We start from the raw sequence: 15,793 nt of genomic DNA, 5'->3' as shown, positions 1-15,793 counted from the left end.
CCGCCCAACGCGCGCGCTGATCCCGAGATCCGCCGTACGGGCCCTGCTCTTCGGGGACCGGAGCACCCCTGGTTCCGGTCCCCGAAACACCGATCGCCCTCCGCCACCTGGTCGTGGCGGAGGGCGATCGTGTTTCCCGGGTGCTCAGAGTCGGCGCGGCATGGCCTCCAGGACCTCCAGCACCACCCGCTCCGGCACCGCGTGCACCAGCTCGGGGCCGCGGGCCGAGTCCAGGACGAAGCTGAGACCGTCGGTCGCCTTCTTGTCCAGCCGCATCAACGCCACGAGTTCGGCGGGCGTCGGGCCGGCCGGCAGGGCGGTCGGCAGGCCGTAGTGCGCCACCACCTCCAGGTGCTCGGCGCTGCGGGCCTCGTCGATGCGGCCCAGGGCGGCGGCCAGCCGGCCCGCGAAGACCGTGCCGACCGCCACGCCCTCGCCGTGCCGCATCGCGAAGTCGGTGGCCCGCTCCAGCGCGTGGCCCAGCGTGTGGCCGTAGTTGAGCAGGTGACGCAGGCCGGTGTCGCGCTCGTCGGCCATCACGATCGAGGCCTTGCGCGCGACGCTCGCGCCGATCTGCTCGTGCAGCGGCAGCCCGCGCAGGTCGCCGGCGCCGATGAAGTGGCAGCGGGCGATCTCGCCGAAGCCGTTGGTCCACTCCTCGCGGGGCAGCGTCTGGAGGAAGTCGGTGTCGCAGAGCACCGCCTTCGGCTGCCAGTACGCGCCGACCAGGTTCTTGCCCTGCGGCAGGTTGACCGCGGTCTTGCCCCCCACGCTGGCGTCCACCTGGGCCAGCAGCGAGGTGGGCAGGTGCACCACCGCGACGCCGCGGTGGAACAGCGCCGCGGCGAATCCGACCGAGTCGGTGGTGGTGCCGCCACCGCAGGAGACCACCAGGTCGGAGCGGGTCAGGTGGAAGTCGGCGAAGCGCCGGCACATGTCCTCGACGGTGGACAGGGTCTTGTCCTGCTCACCGTCGCGCGCGGTCAGGAAGAGTGTTTCCACCCCGGTCTCGGGGACGCTCTCGCGCGGCCGGGCCGAGACCACGACCACACGTTTCGCACCGCTTCCGGCGACGATCTCGGGCAGCAGGTTCCGCACCCCCGCTCCGATGTGCACCGGGTAGGAACGGTCGCCCAGTTCGACCCTGATCGTGCGGTGCGGCCGCAGCGCGGTCTCGGACATCATTGCTCCTCTCGACGCGACCTGGTCACGCGCTCTGCAGGGCCGGGGCGGGGGCGGTCAGCGGGAGGCCGTCGGCGAGCGCGCCGCGCAGCGCGTTGGCCGCCAGCGTCTCGGCGGCCAACGACAGGCCGAGCCGGTCGTGGGTGAGCTGAGCGTGCTCGAACAGCAGGAAGTTGACGGGGACGGCCGCGCCGAGCGGCACATCCGAGACGATCGCGTCGACCGCGCGGGTGTAGCCCGCCCAGACGCCGCTGTCCAGCCGTCCGTCCAGGAGCACCGGGATGACGTCGGCCTGCCGGCGCGCCGCCTCGCTCACCCGGACCCGCTCGGCCGGAGCCATCGCCTGGCTGCGATGCTGCCAGAGCGTGAACAGGAAGCTCGCGCGCTCACGGGCCGGGACCAGACTGACCAGGCTGCCCAGGTGCAGGACCGCCATCTCGAACTGACGGTCCGCATCGAGCCGTCCGTCGCGCAGCAGGTCGAGCGCGAAGTCGCTGGAGAGCGCGGCGAGCCGCTCGGCCAGCCGACGGGCCGGCAGCGAGTCGTGGTGGTCGGCGGGCCGGCCGCCGTGCTCCGCCGCCACCGGCCAGTCGTGCGAGGCGGCGACCGCGCGCACCGCCGCCTCCAGCTCCTGGCGCAGCGGATCGGCCGAGTGGAACCAGAGCCCGAGGGCTGATCCGGGTGCGTCGGCGAGCCGCTGGAACGACCACAGAACGCTCGGGTCCCTGTCGCGCAGTCGGTCGGCCAGCACCGGGCCGACCTTGGAGATCGCCTGCTCGACATGGTCCTCGGTATCGGTCCCGAGTGGTTTCGGCAGACGGAGGAACGACCAGCTTTGAGCCACCTTGAGCCACCTCGAAATGGTAGGAGGGATTGTTCTCCGCAGAATGTGCGCGGGAATTCCGGGATTTCCCCGGAGGTGCGCTCTCCGCTGGCTGCCAGCGTAATAGTGGGGGCCTGGCGGTGCCGGGCGGGCGGCCCGGCAGTGCGGCCGTGCCGCCAAGTTAGGGCGGCAGTAGGGGGATCGCTGGGGTGAATAACACCCGGCGCCTGTGGAATTCTCGCAGCATGGACGCTGATAGCACTTTTCTGGGAATCGATATCGGTGGCACCAAGGTCGCGATGCGGGCCGAGACGGCCGGGGTCGCACAGGACGGCGGGGGCGGCGGGGGCGGCCGGAAGAGCTGGGAGAGCACATTCCGCTGGCCGCCGCCCGAGGGGCCCGCCGCTGACCTGGCCGTGCTGGCCGAGCACCTGGACGCCTTGGTCCGCCGGCTCGACGGGCCGCTCGCCGGGGTGGGGATAGCCCTGCCGGCGACCCTGGACCCGGTCGGCCGGGTGACCGCCTGGCCCGGCCGTCCCTCCTGGACCGGCCTGGACCTGGCCGCCGCACTGCGTGAGGTGCTGCCCGGGACCGAGGTCCGCTGCGCCGACGACGGCGACCTGGCCGCCATGGCGGAGGCGGCGGCGCTGGACTGCCCGGACGTGGTCTACCTCGGGGTGGGCACCGGCATCGGCGGCGGGATCGTGCTGGGCGGGCGTCCGTACCCCGGACCCGGCCGGGGCTCCTGCGAGATCGGCCATCTGGTGGTCGACCGCACCGGTCCGCTCTGCGACTGCGGGCGTCGCGGCTGCGTCCAGGCGCTGGCCTCGGGGCCGGCCACGCTGCGCCGGGCAGCCGTCGAGGCGGCCGCCGAGGTGGATTTCGCCACCCTGCGACAGGCTTGGTCGGACCGGCTGGACTGGGCGGTACGCGTGGTCGAGGAGAGTTGCGCCGTGCTGGCGGCGGCCGCCGTCTCGGTGGGGGAGCTGACCCACCCCGCGTACACCGTCCTCGGTGGCGGCTTCGCCGACGGACTGCCCGGCTTTGTGGCCGAAGTCGACCGCCAGGCCCAGAAGTTGTCCCGCCCCGGACACTCGGTCGCGCCGGTTCGGGCGGCTGCCCTGGGCGGCCTCTCCTCACTGCGCGGCGCCCTGCTGCTGGCCCGGGGCGAGGCCGCCTGAGCGGCGGCCTCCCGAAGCGCGAACGAGGGCCCCGGCAACCCGCCGGGGCCCTCGTTCGGTGCGTCGGGCGTCAGCTGCCGACGCTCTGCGGGTGCTGGAACAGATCAGTCGGGTCGTACGCGTACTTCACCTGCACCAGACGGGCGTAGTTGTCGCCGTAGTTGTCGGCGGCCCAGTCGCCGTTCATCACCGAGCTGGGGAAGTTGATGTACGAGCCGCCGGCCCGCGGCGCCAGTGCCGCCGCGCCGGCGGCGGCCCAGTCGTCCGCCGCCGGCACGTCGGTGGAGTCCTGGAAGCCGACCTGGTAGCCGAGCAGCGACTGCGCCGAGCGGTGCACGTACGCGGTGGCCCCGCTGGGCACGTCGTTGGCGGCGCCACCGAGCGCGAAGGACTGCAGGAACCGGTACGGCAGCTCCGGGTGCGCCGACCAGGCGTTCAGGACGTCGGTGGCGTCGGCGGTGGTGAGCTGGCGGTCGATCAGCCGGTAGCTCTGGCGCTGGTTCGGGGTCCGGGGCAGCACCGCGTCCGGGTTGCTGCCGGCCCGGTGGCAGGCCAGCTCGGTGATGTCGCCGCAGCCGTACAGGTACTGCATGCCGTCGGCGAAGCCGAACTGCTGGGAGGTGCGGCTGAGCGGCTTGGCGCCGACGGCCAGCGCCAGCTGGTCCAACTGGGCGTCGGCGTCGGCCTGGACGCCGTGGTAGCCGCCGTAGATGCGCACCAGCGGGTTGCTGCTCGGGTAGCCGTAGTAGCCGTTCGGCGGCACCACGATCAGCGAGGAGCCCAGCTCACGCGGTGCGTTGGCGGTCCAGTGCTCCCAGGCGGCGATGGTGGTGGCGGCGTTGTCGAAGGACCAGACCGTCTCGTAGGCGGTGAGGACGGGTGCGTCGATCGGGGTGACCTCGAAGTTCACCACGATGCCGAAGTTGCCGCCACCGCCGCCGCGGACCGCCCAGTACAGATCCGGCTCCACGAAGGGCGAGCAGTAGGTGATCCGACCGTCCGAGGTGGCCACCCGGGCGGACACCACGTGGTCGGCGCCGATCCCGAACTTGCGGGTCTGCCACCCGAGTCCACCGCCGGACAGGAACCCGCCGGCGCAGACCGTCGGGCAGGTACCGGCGATGACCTGCTTGTTGTACGGCTTCAGCTGGCTGAGCGCGTCGATCGACTGGGTGCCGGGACCGAGCTGCACGGTGGAGCCGGTGACGGTGGCCTGGTTGATCCGGGACAGGTCCACGATCAGCGCGTTGTCGCCGGTGGACCAGCCCGCGAGGTTGTGGCCGCCGCTGCGTACCCGCAGCGGGGTGCCGGTGTACTGCGAGAACAGCACGCAGGTGCGGACGTCGTCGGCGTTCTGGCAGTACGCGACGGCCTGCGGGTTGACCGCGTCGTACTGGCCGAGCTGCAGCTGCTTGGCGGCCGCGAAGCCGCTGTCGGTGGGCAGCACCAGGGTGCCCTGGAGCCGGGAGCGCAGGATGTTCCACTGGCTGGTCGCGGCGGACGCGTTCCATGAGGTCGAGTCGGCCAGCGCGGTGGCGGCGAGCGCGAGCCCGCCGCCGGCGCGGAACAGGGACCTACGGCTGAGCATGGTTCCTCCCGTTGGGACGTGCAAGAGAAGCGATGTGGGATCGGTGTGGTGCGGGGAGACTGTGGGTAGGGCGGCCGGCCGCCCCGGTTCAGCCGCGCAGCAGATCGCCGACCAGGGTGGCGAGCTCCAGCGACTGCCGGGTGTTCAGCCGCGGGTCGCAGGCGGTCTCGTAGCGGTAGGCCAGGTCGCCGTCGGAGATCTCCTCGGTGCCGCCCAGGCACTCGGTCACGTCGTCGCCGGTGAGCTCCACGTGCAGCCCCCCGGGATGGGTGCCCAGCCGGCGGTGCACCTCGAAGAACCCCTCGACCTCATCGGCGATCCGGGCGAAGTGCCGGGTCTTGTACCCGGTCGGGGACTCGACCCCGTTGCCGTGCATCGGATCGCACTGCCAGACCACCTGGTGTCCGGTCTCGGTGACCCGTTCGACCAGCGGCGGCAGCGCCTCACGGATCCGGTCGCTGCCCATCCGGATGATCAGGGTCAGCCGGCCCGCCGTCCGACGCGGGTCCAGCCGCCGGACGTACTCGACGGCCTGCTCGGGCGTGGTGGAGGGGCCGAGCTTGAGGCCGATCGGGTTCTCCAGCAGCTCGGCGAGGGCGATGTGCGCGCCGTCCAGCCGACGGGTCCGCTCGCCGATCCACAGGAAGTGCGAGGAGAGCCCGTACAACCCGGTGCCGTCCGCCGTCTCGCGCGGTCGGACCAGGCCGGCCTCGTAGTCCAGCAGCAGCGCCTCGTGGCTGGCGAAGACCTCGGTGGGCAGGGCGGCCCCGCTCTCACCGGTACCCGCCTCGTGGCGGGAGCCGCCGGTGATCGCCCGGACGTAGTTCATCGTCGCGCCGGCGTGGGCATAGGCGCGCAGCATCCGGCTCGGGTCCGCGACGCGGGCCGTCGGCGAGGGGTGCAGCGAGTTGACGATGTCGCCCCGGTAGACCGGCAGGCCCAGGCTGTCGACGGCGTTGGAGCGCGGCTTGGCGAACTGGCCGGCCATCCGGGCGATGTTCAGGACCGGCAGGTCGGCCGCGCGGCCGAGCAGCGTGGACATCTGCAGCAGCGTGCCGATGTTGGCCCGGACATGGGACTCGGTGTTGCCGGCGAAGGTCTCGGCGCAGTCGCCGCCCTGCAACAGGAAGGCTTCGCCGCGGGCCACCCGGGCAAGCCGTTCGCGCAGCGCGTCGACCTCCTCGGGCAGTACGAGCGGCGGCAGTTCGGCCAGCGTCGCGCGGGTCGCGGCCACCTGGGCGGCGTCCGGCCAGCTGGGCTGCTGGTCGGCGGGCCGGGCCAGCGCCTCGGTCAGCCGGGAGAGGAACGGAGCCGGGGGCGGGGGAGCGTGCTCGGAGGGCCGTTGACCGACCGTCACGGCCTCGGACTGCTCACGCAGAGTTGGCACGGGGTGACCTGATCCTTCGTTCGAGGGAGGGGTGGGTCGGGAGGGGTGGGTCGGGAGGGGTGGGGTGCGGCGGGCAGTCGTCAGCCGGCCTTGGATGTCGTGGTCCACAGGTCTGTCGGCAGATCGGCGCGCCGCTTCACGTTGAGTTTCCGGAACACCCGGGTGAGGTGCTGCTCGACCGTGCTCGGGGTGACGTAGAGCCGGCCGGCGATCTCCCGGTTGGTGTATCCCATGACCGCCAGCGAGGCGACCCGGCGCTCGGAGCCGGAGAGCGCGGCGATCTGGTCGCCGCCGAGCGGTATCCGCTCCACCGACTCGTCGCTGCCGGAGAGCAGTTCCTGGACGAGCGCGTGCGCCCCGCAGGTGGTCGCCACGTGCAGCGCCTGCCGCAGCAGCAGGCGGGCCCGGCGCGGGTCGCCGAGCGCGTCGTGGGTACGGCTGAGGTCGGCGAGGACCCGCGCCACCTCGAAGCGGTCGCCGGATGCCTCCAGCAGGTCGAGCGCCTCGTTCAGCAGGCTGGTCCGCCGGTTCGGCGGGCAGACCCGGGCGAACAGCCGCAGGGCGTGCCCGCGCGTCCGGGTGCCCTCGGTGCCGGGGTGGGCGAGTTGGTCGTGCAGCAGGTGCTTGGCCTGGTCCTTGTTGCCCAGCCGAAGCCAGGCCTCGGCCGCGCCGATCCGCCACGGCACCAGTCCCGCCTGGTCCAGTCCCCAGGCCTGCACCAGGTCACCGCAGGCCAGGAAGTCGGCCAGCGCCGCGTGGTGATGGTTGCCCAACAGATAGGAGCAGCCCCGGGCGTAGAGGTAGGGCAGCCCGTGGCGGCTCTCGAACATCTGGTCCGGAACCGGGCGGGCGAGCAGCTCGGCCACCTCGGTCAGACTGCCCATCCGGGTAGCGGCCAGCACCAGGGTGCCCAGCGGCAGCCCGACGGCCACCCCCCAGGCCTTCTCCGGGAGTTCGGTCAGCGCCTCACTCGCCTGGGCGATCGCCGTGCCGAGCCGGCCCCGGCGTAGCGAGACCTCGGCCCGCACGGCGGTGAAGACCGGTCGCCAGGTCGGCGCGTCGTAGCGCTGCGGCTCGGCGGTCAGCTGGTCGCACCAGTACTCGGCCGCTTCCAGCTTGTCGGCGCAGAGCAGGGTCAGCAGGGCCAGTGCGGCCGACTCCTCGACCCAGAAGGACGTCCGGTTCAGCTTGATGTCCTGGAGGACCCGCTCCGCCTGGTGGACCGACTCAGGGTCGTACGGCCGCTCCAACCGGTCGGCCAGCGAGGCGGCCCGGTTCAGCCAGGGGTCGGAGCCGAGCACCGCGGTGCCGGCCCGCCGGTCGCCGGGGTACCGCCGGCTCTGGCGTGGCCGGGCGAGTTGGGGGTGGCTGCTGAGCAGCCACGACTCGACGTCGTGCAGCACCGCGGCCGACTCGCCGGCCGGTGCCTGCTGCTCGCGCAGGCCGGTCAGGACCTGGGCGGCCGACTCCGAACGCCCGTGCCAGAGCAGCTGCCTGAGCACGGCGGCCTTGTCGTGGGCGCTGAGCAGGTCCTCCCGGGCGGCCTCGGTCAGCGCGGGCAGGTGCCGGGCCGAGGCGGCCCGGTCGGTCTGCCACTCGACCTGTGCGAGCCGCGCCACCGTCTCGGCCCGCTGGTCCGGGGCGCCGGCCGAACGCTGGGCAAGGGTCAGGCTGGCCACCGCGAGCGCGGCGCGGTCGCTCTGCAGGGCCAGTTCGGCGGCCTCGCCGAGCAGGTCCGCCGCCCAGGGCTGCTCCTGTCCGGTCTCCACCAGGTGGTGGGCCACCCGGGTGGCGTCCGCGCCCTGGTCGTGCAGCATCCGGGCGGCCGACAGGTTCAGCTCGGCCCGCTCCCGCGCGGAGAGCTCGTTCAGCAGCGCGGCGCCCGCCTCCGGGTGCCGGAAGAAGCCGTCGGTGAGCACGGCGGCTGCGGTCATCGCGTCCAAGGACTGCTCGACCCGGTCCCGTGGGACCCCGGTGAGCCGGCTCAACTCACCGGCGGTGGCCGAGGGGCCGAGCACCGCCAGAGCGCGGGCCACCGGCACGGTGTCCAGGTCTCCGCGGTGCAGAGCGCCGGCCAGCGCCAGGCCGTAACCGGCGGCGCGGTTGGTGCGGGCCTGGTCGTGGTCCTCCAGCAGGGCCCGCAGCAGCAGCGGGTTGCCGCCGCTGAGGGCGTGGAACCGCGCGGCCAGCCGGTGGGTGCTCATCGGGTCGAGGTGCTGGGCCAGGAGGTGCCGTGTGCCGGTACCGGAGAGCGGGCCGACCCGCAGCCGGTGCAGGTCGGGCTGGCGCAGCAGTTCGGCACGCAGCGACGGGTGCCGCGGCTGCACGTCCATGGTGTCGGTGACCAGCAGCATCAGAGGGGCTGCGCCGAGCCGGCGGATCAGGTGCAACAGGCAGTGCAGGGACGGCAGGTCGGCGTGCCGCAGGTCGTCGACGGCGATCAGCAGCGGCTGCCGGCCGGCCAGGTCGAGCAGCATCGCGGCCTGCTCGTGCAGGTGCTGCGTCGGGCGCGGCTCGAGCTGCCGACCGTCGCCGGCCGGCTCGGGCCGGATGTCGGCGACCAGCAGCCGGTCCACCCGGGCGGCGAGCGCCGGGTCCGGCCCGGCGGCCCGGAACAGCTGTCTGAGCAGGCCGAACGGCAGGTCGCTCTCGTCCCGGAAGCAGGTGCCGCTGAGTACCGCCACGCCGGCGGCCGCGGCCTGCTCGGCGAATTCCCGGAGCAGCGCCGTCTTTCCGCTGGCAAAAGGCCCTTCCAGGCACGCCAGCCGGCCCTTTCCGGACCTCGCTTCACTGAGCAGTGAATGGAGTGTCTCTAATTGTTCGAATCGCTCGACGAGCATGACCCGGTGTCCCCCCGCCGCAGTGGTCACGGCCGCCCGGACAGGCGGCAACCGACTTTCCTGGTCCGCATATTGTTGGTACCCAGGCGACTGGATGGACTGTAGCAATTCCACGGAATCGGCCACCCATCCACCGGAAATCCGTCGCCCATCGCGGTACGAGGGGCTGGTTAGGGGGGTGCCAGGGGGTTGCCGGGCCGGCTCGCCGCTTCGTATGGTCCAGCGACATCCGCCCGCGATGCGGTCGGCGGTTCTGATCGCGATGGGCGGGGGCCAGCGCGATCCCCGCGCTGGTGCCGGCCGGCCCGAGTGGGTCAGCAGTCCGTCCCGGTCTCGCTCGGGTGCTCGTCGAGCAGGCCGGACTGCGCTACCAGGAAACCCAGTTGAGCCCGACTGCGGCTGCCGAGGCCGGCGGCGATCCGGGCGATGTACTCCTGGCAGCGGCGCACGCTGATGCCCAGTTGCTGCGCCGTCACGGCGTCGGTGTCGCCGGCCACCACGTGCCGGATGATCGCCACGCTCAACTGGTCCGAGATGAGGGTGGTGGTCCGGCTGCGGTCCGGCGCGGTGAAGGGCTTGGCCCGCAGCCAGGCACGCTCGAAGACGCCGGCCAGGAAATCGATGATGCCCGGCTGGCGGATCTCGATCGCGGTCTGCCGGTCCAGTCGACCCGGAATGAAGGCCACGGTGCGATCGAAGATAATCAACCGCTCGAACGACTCGTCCAGGGTGCGGACGTCGGCGCCTTTCTCGCGGATCACCCGGACGAAGTCCTGCGTGCCGACCGAGGACCGTGCGGTGTGCTGGTAGATGGTTCGCATCGGCACACCGCGCTCCAGCATCGCCAGTGTCGGCGGCAGCGAATCGCTGAGCGTCTGCCGGGAACGGCCGCCACCGGGTTGGAATGTGAGCAACTCACTCCGGCATTCCTGGGCGCTCTGGTGGATAGCGCCATTGATGTCGGCCAGACCGGAGTGGATGGTCAGGGTGCCGCTGTCGGGCTGGCGGTGCTCCTCGTACACCTGGCTCGCCATTCGGAGCCGGGAGCGGGCCTGGGTGATCTGTCGAACGGTCTCGTTCGCCGCCCGCAGAATCGACTCGACCACCGACGCCTCGGCGGCGACCGGGCTGACCGGATAATAGTGCCGAATGCCCTCGATGTCCGCTTCGCCCACCAGGTGCAGGCCCATCAGTCGGCCGATCGAGGTGCGGGTTCTTATTAAGCCTGGTTCGTGGTCGCCGATGGACTCGGCAGCCCCCTCCAGGGTCAGTTGCTCATGGACCACCATCGCTTGGTAGAGCCGCAGGCTCGCGGTATCAAGCAGGGGCAAAGTAGGACTCATCGAATCAGGTTGGACAGACAACATCAAATCCCCATCGGGTTCACGCATTGCGGGATCACGACCCCTTGTTAAGCTTGAGCTTAGAGGTACCCGGCTATCAGGATCTAGGCATAGCGCCAGGCACGGCCCGCTGGATCAGCGGTCGTTTTCCGAGTGGCGTGAACATTTAGCGGGTTTCCAAAAAGGGGGCGCGGACATGTCTGTCCGTCGTATTTTCTGTGCTATTTGTGTAGGAATCGTGACAAGTGCTTTCGGAGGAGCGCTTGTCGCGACACTCGGCGCCGCCGCCGCGCCCGTCGCGCAGGTCGCGGTCGTTCTGCCGGCGGGCGACATCGGCTGGGACGGCGGCCGCCAGGCAAGCACCCCGGCTCAGCTCTGATCTCCGGGCGCCGGCCGAGCGACACAGGCCGGCCGGCGCCGGCAAAGGTCATTGCTTCGAGGCGGGGGAGGTCTTGTTGCGTTTCAACATGCTTGGTCCATTGGAAGTACAACAGGAGGACCGGCGCGTCCCGTTACGGGGTGTCAACCAGCGGGCCGTCCTCGCATTCCTGCTCCTGCACGCCAACAAGGTGGTGCCTGCCAGCCACCTGATCCGGGCCCTGTGGCAGGACGACACACCGCTGACCGCCCGGAAGATGCTGCACAACGCCATCGCCGGGCTGCGCGGTGCGCTGCGGGCCAACCACGAGGGCCGCGATCCGGTCTCGTTGGTCACCCAGGCGCCCGGGTACGTGCTGCAGGTGTCGCCGGACCAACTCGACCTGCTGGTGTTCCAGCAGCTCTGGGAGTCGGGACGGGCGGCACTGGCCGAGGGTTCGTACGACACCGCGGCCGGTGTCATCCATCAGGGGCTGGCGCTCTGGCGCGGGCCCGCGCTCGCGGATCTGGTGGAGGCGGGTTTTGCCTGGTCGCAGTTGGCGGCGGTGCAGGGCGCCCGGATGGCTGCCCTGGAGGACTGCGCCGAGGCGCACCTGGCCGTCGGCCGGCACCACCGGGTGGTCGACCTGTTGGAGACGACCGTCCCGACGGAACCGACCCGGGAACGGATGTGCGCCCAGCTGATGATCGCGCTCTACGGGGCCGGTCGGCACAGCGAGGCACTGGGCGTGTACCGCAGAACGCGGTACGCGCTGGTGGAGGAGCTCGGCCTGGATCCCAGCCGGGAACTCCAGGCGCTGGAGCGCGCGATCCTGGAGCACGACCCGGCGCTCGGTCTGACCGCTTCCGGTCCGGGCTTCCACAGCGGTTCGGTGCCGGCCCCGCGCGGGCCCGGCGGCGACCGGGGCGGGGTCCGGCAGCCCCGGGCGACCGAGGTGGCGAGCGGAGCCCTGCTGCTGCGCAGCGGCGCGGCCGCGGCGCTGCGTCCGGGCGGTCGCGAGGGTGAGCGCGAGTTGGCGCTGCTGCGGCAACGCTTCTCGGAGGTGGCGGACTCGGGTCGGCCGCACTCGGTCGCGGTGTTCGGCGAGTCACCGGCGAAGGCGGACCGGTTGATCACCGACTTCGCGCAGTCGCTCGCCCAACTGCCCGGCGGCGTCGGGTTTCTGCGGGCCAGCGCGGAACCGCCGACGCGAGCCGCGCGGTCCACGGCGATCGCCGATCTGGTGCGGGCGCACGCCGGCATCGAGGAGGCGGACGCCGACGAGGTCGCCCGGCAGAAGCTGGTGCTGGCGCTGCGCGGTCTGCTCGGCGCCGGGCAGGTGCTGGACTGGGCCTGCGCGCAGCTGCTCCCGCTGGTCGCCCAGGACGACTGCGGCCAGTGGACCGAGGTCGGCGGCGAGGTGCTGGCGGTCCGTCGACTGCTGGAGGAACTCGCCGGCCGTGGCGCCCTGGTGGTGGCGATCGAGAATCTGCACTGGGCCGACGAACTCTCGCTCGGCCTGGTCGAGGCGCTGGCCGCCTGCGGGTTGCCGGTGCCGCTGCTGCTGGTGACCACCGCGCTCGCGGAGCCGACGGAGCGGCGGCCGCCGATGGTGGCACGCCCGCACCGCGCCGCGGCCCACCCGCAGCCGCGTTCCGTGGTGCGCATGCCGGCCGTCACCCGGATCGGTGCCTGAACCGGCATCGGTGACCCGACTGGACGAGGCTCCAGCCCGTGAGGGTTGGAGCCTCGTCCAATCGGTCGGGTTCCGGGCCTGGGCCGTGTCTGACAATTCCCGCCGGGCCCGACGCGAATTGTCAGACACTGCCTAGCGGCCGGCCAGCGCCGGGCAGAGGGCGAGCAGGTCGGCGGGCCGGTCCAGCGCGGCGTCCGGCTTGGCGTCCAGCAGCGCCTGGGCATCCGACTCGCCCCACAGGGCGGCCACCGCGGCCACCTGGGCACCGCGCGCGCTGGCGATGTCGGTCACCGCGTCGCCCACCATCATCGCGTCCTGCGGCCGGACCCCGAGCAGGTCCAGTGCCTGCAGCACGATGTCCGGGGCCGGCTTGGGGTGGGCGACCTCGTCCGAGCCGATGACGTGGTCGAACAGCGGCAGCACCCCGAGCAGGTCGAGCAGCGACCTGGCCCGGTCGCCGGCCTTGCCGGTGGCTATCGCCATCTTCAGGCCGCGGTCGCGCAGTTCGTGCAGCAGCTCGCGCACGCCGTCGAAGAGCTCGACCTGGTGGGCCAGGCGGTAGCTCTCCCGGACGAAGGGAGCCTCCATCTCCGGCGGCAGACCCATGATCTTCATGATGTCCGGAAAATATCGCCCGAGGTGCTTCTCGTACTCCTCGAACGGCGGGGTACCAGAGCCCACGACCTCCGCGTACGCGGTGGTGAAGGCCTGCCGCATGACCCCGAAGCTGTTCACGACGACACCGTCGAGGTCGAAGACCACGGCGCTCTTGGGGTGTCCGAGCGGGCTGTCGAGCAGGTCGACGCGATGGTTCAGAGCGGTTTCCATGGAGGCTCCCTGAGGTTGGATCGGCTGTCCTGGTGCGATCAGCCGGCTACCTGGACCGCGACCCGTTCGGGATCGCGACCGGGGTTACTGCGTGCCGAGTCGTAGAGGCGCTCGATCACGGCGATGGTGCGGCGGACATCCCCGATCGTCTCGCCGCGCTGCTGACTGTCAATCAACTGCGTTTGTATGATGTCGAGTTGACGGTCATATTCGGAGCCGATCGGCTCGTCCGGCAGTACCACGGGGGTGCTCACGCCGTGCCTGGTCACGGTGAGCCGTGAGCCCCCGGCGCGGTTGGGGCTGAATCCGAAGGTGCACTCCAGCGACGCCACCCCGGCGCTGCCCTCGACCCGCAGGACGGTCCGGTCCGGCGCCTCGTGCGAGGCCCAACTCGCCCGCAGTGATACGGCGATGCCCTCGTCGGTGACCAGGAAGCCGCGTGCGGTGTCCTCGACGTCGCCGCTGCGCCACTGGTCGGCCGTGGGCTCGTCGGCACGCCAACTCGCGCCGTGCGACTGGGCGCTGATGAAGTCGCCGGAGGTGCTGCCGACCACCTGCCGGAAGTCCACCGGACCCAGCAGCGGGCGCAGCGTGTCCAGCAGGTGCCAGCCCAGGTCGACCAGTGCCCCGCCACCGGCCAGCTCGCGCCGGGTGAACCAGCCACCCGCGCCGGGCACCCCGTTGGCGCGCACCCAGGCGAGTTCCACGTACCGGATCCGGCCCAGCGAGGGGATCAGTTCGGCCAGCGCGCCGATGTCGGCCCGGTACTGGGCGGCGCTGCCGGCCAGCAGCACCGCCCCGCCCGCCGCCTCGGCGGCGGCCAGCTGGTCGGCCTCGGCCGAGCTCAGGCAGACCGGCTTCTCGAGGAAGACCGGCAACCCGCGCTCCAGCAGCCGGGCGGCGATGCGCGCGTGCAGGTGATTGGGCACCGCCACGATCGCCAGGTCGATCAACTCCGGGTCGAGCTGGTCGATGTCCGCCAGCACTGGGATGTCCGGTGAGGCCTCGGCGAACGCCTCCCGCGCCGACTGCTGCGGCTCGACCGCCGCGGCCACCGAGAAACCGGGATGGGCGAGCAGGCGGGGGAGCCAGATGGAGCGGCCCGCCCAGCCGAGCCCCACGACTGCGGCCCGGATCGGCTGTGATCCGGTGGTCGGCGGCGTCACAGAGTTGCCACCACGTCGGCCACGATCTCGGCGATGTCGTGCATCAGCTGCTCGGAGCCGAGCAGCGTGCGGTGGTGCAGCCAGATGGCGTCGTTGTTGATGGCCTCGCTGACCGGGCAGCGGCGGGCCAGCTCCTCGACCGTCTCGTCCGGGCCACCGGTCTCCCAGAAGCCGTCGCAGCGGTAGATCGCGCGGAACGCGGCGAACGCCGGCAGACCGCGCTCGACCAGCGTGGCCACCATCTCGTTGCGCCGCTCCTCGGTGAGGCCGGGAACGCGGAACATCGCCATGTAGTGCGGATTGCGGTTGTTCCGCTCGTCGCGGCCCTGCGGGATCACGCCGTCGATCTCGGACAGCAGCCGGTGCAGCAGCGGCCAGCGCTCCTCGCGGGTCTCGATCTGGCTGTCCAGCCGGCTCAGCTGGGCGCGCAGGACGCTGGCGGAGAACTCGTTCATCCGGAAGTTGGAGCCGGAGGTGGCGTGCAGATAGCGCAGGTCGCCACGCGGGCGGCCGCAGCTGTGCCGCACGAAGGCGGCCTCGTACTGCTCGCCCTTCGGGAAGAGCACGGCGCCGCCCTCGCCGGCCGTCATCAGCTTGCCGTTCTGGAAGCTGAACGCGGCGACCGAGTCGAGCTCGCCGAGCTTCTTGCCGTTCCACTCCGAACCCTGGGCGTGCGCGGCGTCCTGGATCAGCGGGATTCCGGTGTTCGTGGAGATCTTCCCGAGCGCGTCCATGTCGGCGAGGCGCCCGGCCATGTGCACCGGCATGATCGCGCGGGTCCTGGAGGTGATCCGCTCCTCGACCGCGACGGGGTCGATGCAGTAGGTCACCGGGTCGACGTCCACCGGCACCGCGACCGCGCCGAGCCGCTGCGCGGCCTGTGAGGAGGAGATGAAGGTGAAGGCCGGGACGATGACCTCGGTCCCCGGGCCGACCCCGAGCACCTGGAGGGCCAGCTCCAGCGCGTGGGTGCCGTTCGTCACGGCCAGGATGTGCTCCGCGTTGTGGTACTCGGCGAACTCGCGCTCGAACGAGTCCACCTCGCTGCCGCCCATGCGCCACCACTGGCCCTGCTCCAGGGCACGCAGCAGGCCGGCCCGCTCGGCGTCGCCGAATTGCGGCCAGGCCGGGATATCGAGCACGCCACGAGAATTCTTGCTCATGATTCCAACCTTTGTTGTGGAGGGCGGAAGCACCGCGTCGCCGTCGGCTCCGCCGGAGCATCCGAAGGAAATTCAGCATTCGGCACGCTACCCGAGGCCCGGAAGCGCTCCAACCCCCTACCGGACCCCCTGAAACACCCTTCTCTCGGTTCCCGGCAATGGGGTCGGAGCCGGGTCGCCAGTACGCTGGACCGAGCCGAATTACTTGGCAATTCATCGTTGCGCGACAATCGGAAGA

At 71.8% G+C, this 15,793-nt stretch carries 12 protein-coding genes; 3 read left to right on the top strand and 9 right to left on the bottom strand.

The annotated features are described in order from the left end of the window. Positions 1–144: 144 nt before the first annotated feature. Together BS80_RS09710 and BS80_RS37580 are read right to left on the bottom strand one after the other, a co-directional pair. Entirely contained in the window at positions 145–1,182 is a 1,038-nt protein-coding gene (locus BS80_RS09710; protein ID WP_035795534.1) for a 3-dehydroquinate synthase family protein, read from the bottom strand. Between the two features lie 25 nt (positions 1,183–1,207). Further along, on the bottom strand, positions 1,208–2,026 hold the full coding sequence (locus tag BS80_RS37580; RefSeq protein WP_051966417.1) for a lantibiotic dehydratase C-terminal domain-containing protein: 819 nt from the start codon (positions 2,024–2,026) through the stop codon (positions 1,208–1,210). Between the two features lie 224 nt (positions 2,027–2,250). Here BS80_RS37580 and BS80_RS09700 point away from each other — a divergent pair, with 224 nt between their 5' ends. Then, positions 2,251–3,186, top strand: coding sequence for an ROK family protein (locus tag BS80_RS09700; protein ID WP_035795532.1), 936 nt, complete (start codon positions 2,251–2,253; stop codon positions 3,184–3,186). A 70-nt stretch (positions 3,187–3,256) separates the two neighbouring features. Here BS80_RS09700 and BS80_RS09695 read toward each other — a convergent pair whose 3' ends face one another. The 4 genes from BS80_RS09695 to BS80_RS09680 all read right to left on the bottom strand — a co-directional run bounded on the left by BS80_RS09695 (position 3,257) and on the right by BS80_RS09680 (position 10,392). Next, complete coding sequence (locus BS80_RS09695; protein ID WP_051966416.1) at positions 3,257–4,774, bottom strand: FAD-binding oxidoreductase; 1,518 nt, start codon at positions 4,772–4,774, stop codon at positions 3,257–3,259. Between the two features lie 88 nt (positions 4,775–4,862). Further along, positions 4,863–6,161 (bottom strand): 3-deoxy-7-phosphoheptulonate synthase, encoded by a 1,299-nt coding sequence (locus BS80_RS09690; protein ID WP_408607357.1) that lies wholly within the window; start codon positions 6,159–6,161, stop codon positions 4,863–4,865. Between the two features lie 80 nt (positions 6,162–6,241). Further along, on the bottom strand, positions 6,242–9,001 hold the full coding sequence (locus BS80_RS09685; protein ID WP_035795529.1) for a helix-turn-helix transcriptional regulator: 2,760 nt from the start codon (positions 8,999–9,001) through the stop codon (positions 6,242–6,244). A 314-nt stretch (positions 9,002–9,315) separates the two neighbouring features. Beyond that, a complete protein-coding gene (locus BS80_RS09680) occupies positions 9,316–10,392 on the bottom strand; it encodes a phospholipase D-like domain-containing protein (RefSeq protein WP_157536114.1) in 1,077 nt (358 codons plus the stop codon). A 190-nt stretch (positions 10,393–10,582) separates the two neighbouring features. Here BS80_RS09680 and BS80_RS40550 point away from each other — a divergent pair, with 190 nt between their 5' ends. Both BS80_RS40550 and BS80_RS37575 read left to right on the top strand, forming a co-directional pair. Then, positions 10,583–10,723: a hypothetical protein gene (locus tag BS80_RS40550; RefSeq protein ID WP_157536111.1), complete on the top strand. Its 141-nt coding sequence runs from the start codon at positions 10,583–10,585 to the stop codon at positions 10,721–10,723. Positions 10,724–10,823: 100 nt separating this feature from the next. Then, positions 10,824–12,398, top strand: a complete 1,575-nt coding sequence (locus tag BS80_RS37575) for an AfsR/SARP family transcriptional regulator (RefSeq protein WP_051966413.1) — start codon at positions 10,824–10,826, stop codon at positions 12,396–12,398. 132 nt (positions 12,399–12,530) lie between these two features. Here the strand turns inward: BS80_RS37575 and BS80_RS09670 are convergent, their stop codons facing one another. Genes BS80_RS09670 through BS80_RS09660 form a run of 3 tightly spaced genes read right to left on the bottom strand, consistent with a single transcriptional unit; the run spans position 12,531 to position 15,555 of the window. Continuing rightward, positions 12,531–13,226 carry an HAD-IA family hydrolase gene (locus tag BS80_RS09670; protein ID WP_083974467.1) on the bottom strand — a complete coding sequence of 232 codons (696 nt, stop codon included), beginning with the start codon at positions 13,224–13,226 and terminating at the stop codon, positions 12,531–12,533. Positions 13,227–13,264: 38 nt separating this feature from the next. Further along, on the bottom strand, positions 13,265–14,392 hold the full coding sequence (locus tag BS80_RS09665) for a Gfo/Idh/MocA family protein (protein WP_051966412.1): 1,128 nt from the start codon (positions 14,390–14,392) through the stop codon (positions 13,265–13,267). After that, on the bottom strand, positions 14,389–15,555 hold the full coding sequence (locus BS80_RS09660) for an aminotransferase class I/II-fold pyridoxal phosphate-dependent enzyme (RefSeq protein ID WP_035795527.1): 1,167 nt from the start codon (positions 15,553–15,555) through the stop codon (positions 14,389–14,391). The genes BS80_RS09665 and BS80_RS09660 overlap by 4 nt, the downstream gene beginning before the upstream one ends. Between the last annotated feature and the right edge of the window lie 238 nt (positions 15,556–15,793).

This window comes from Kitasatospora mediocidica KCTC 9733, from assembly GCF_000744225.1.
Lineage (GTDB): Bacteria > Actinomycetota > Actinomycetes > Streptomycetales > Streptomycetaceae > Kitasatospora > Kitasatospora mediocidica.
Note: the sequence above shows the minus strand (reverse complement) of the source record. Positions and strands in the feature narration are given on the sequence as shown.

Bases quoted from the DNA above. Each gene is read 5' to 3' on its own strand.
- BS80_RS09680 (WP_157536114.1), bottom strand. From the start codon at position 10,392: ATGCGTGAACCCGATGGGGATTTGATGTTGTCTGTCCAACCTGATTCG.
- BS80_RS09660 (WP_035795527.1), bottom strand. From the start codon at position 15,555: ATGAGCAAGAATTCTCGTGGCGTGCTCGATATCCCGGCCTGGCCGCAA.
- BS80_RS09710 (WP_035795534.1), bottom strand. From the start codon at position 1,182: ATGTCCGAGACCGCGCTGCGGCCGCACCGCACGATCAGGGTCGAACTG.
- BS80_RS09695 (WP_051966416.1), bottom strand. From the start codon at position 4,774: ATGCTCAGCCGTAGGTCCCTGTTCCGCGCCGGCGGCGGGCTCGCGCTC.
- BS80_RS09670 (WP_083974467.1), bottom strand. From the start codon at position 13,226: ATGGAAACCGCTCTGAACCATCGCGTCGACCTGCTCGACAGCCCGCTC.
- BS80_RS09685 (WP_035795529.1), bottom strand. From the start codon at position 9,001: ATGCTCGTCGAGCGATTCGAACAATTAGAGACACTCCATTCACTGCTC.
- BS80_RS09700 (WP_035795532.1), top strand. From the start codon at position 2,251: ATGGACGCTGATAGCACTTTTCTGGGAATCGATATCGGTGGCACCAAG.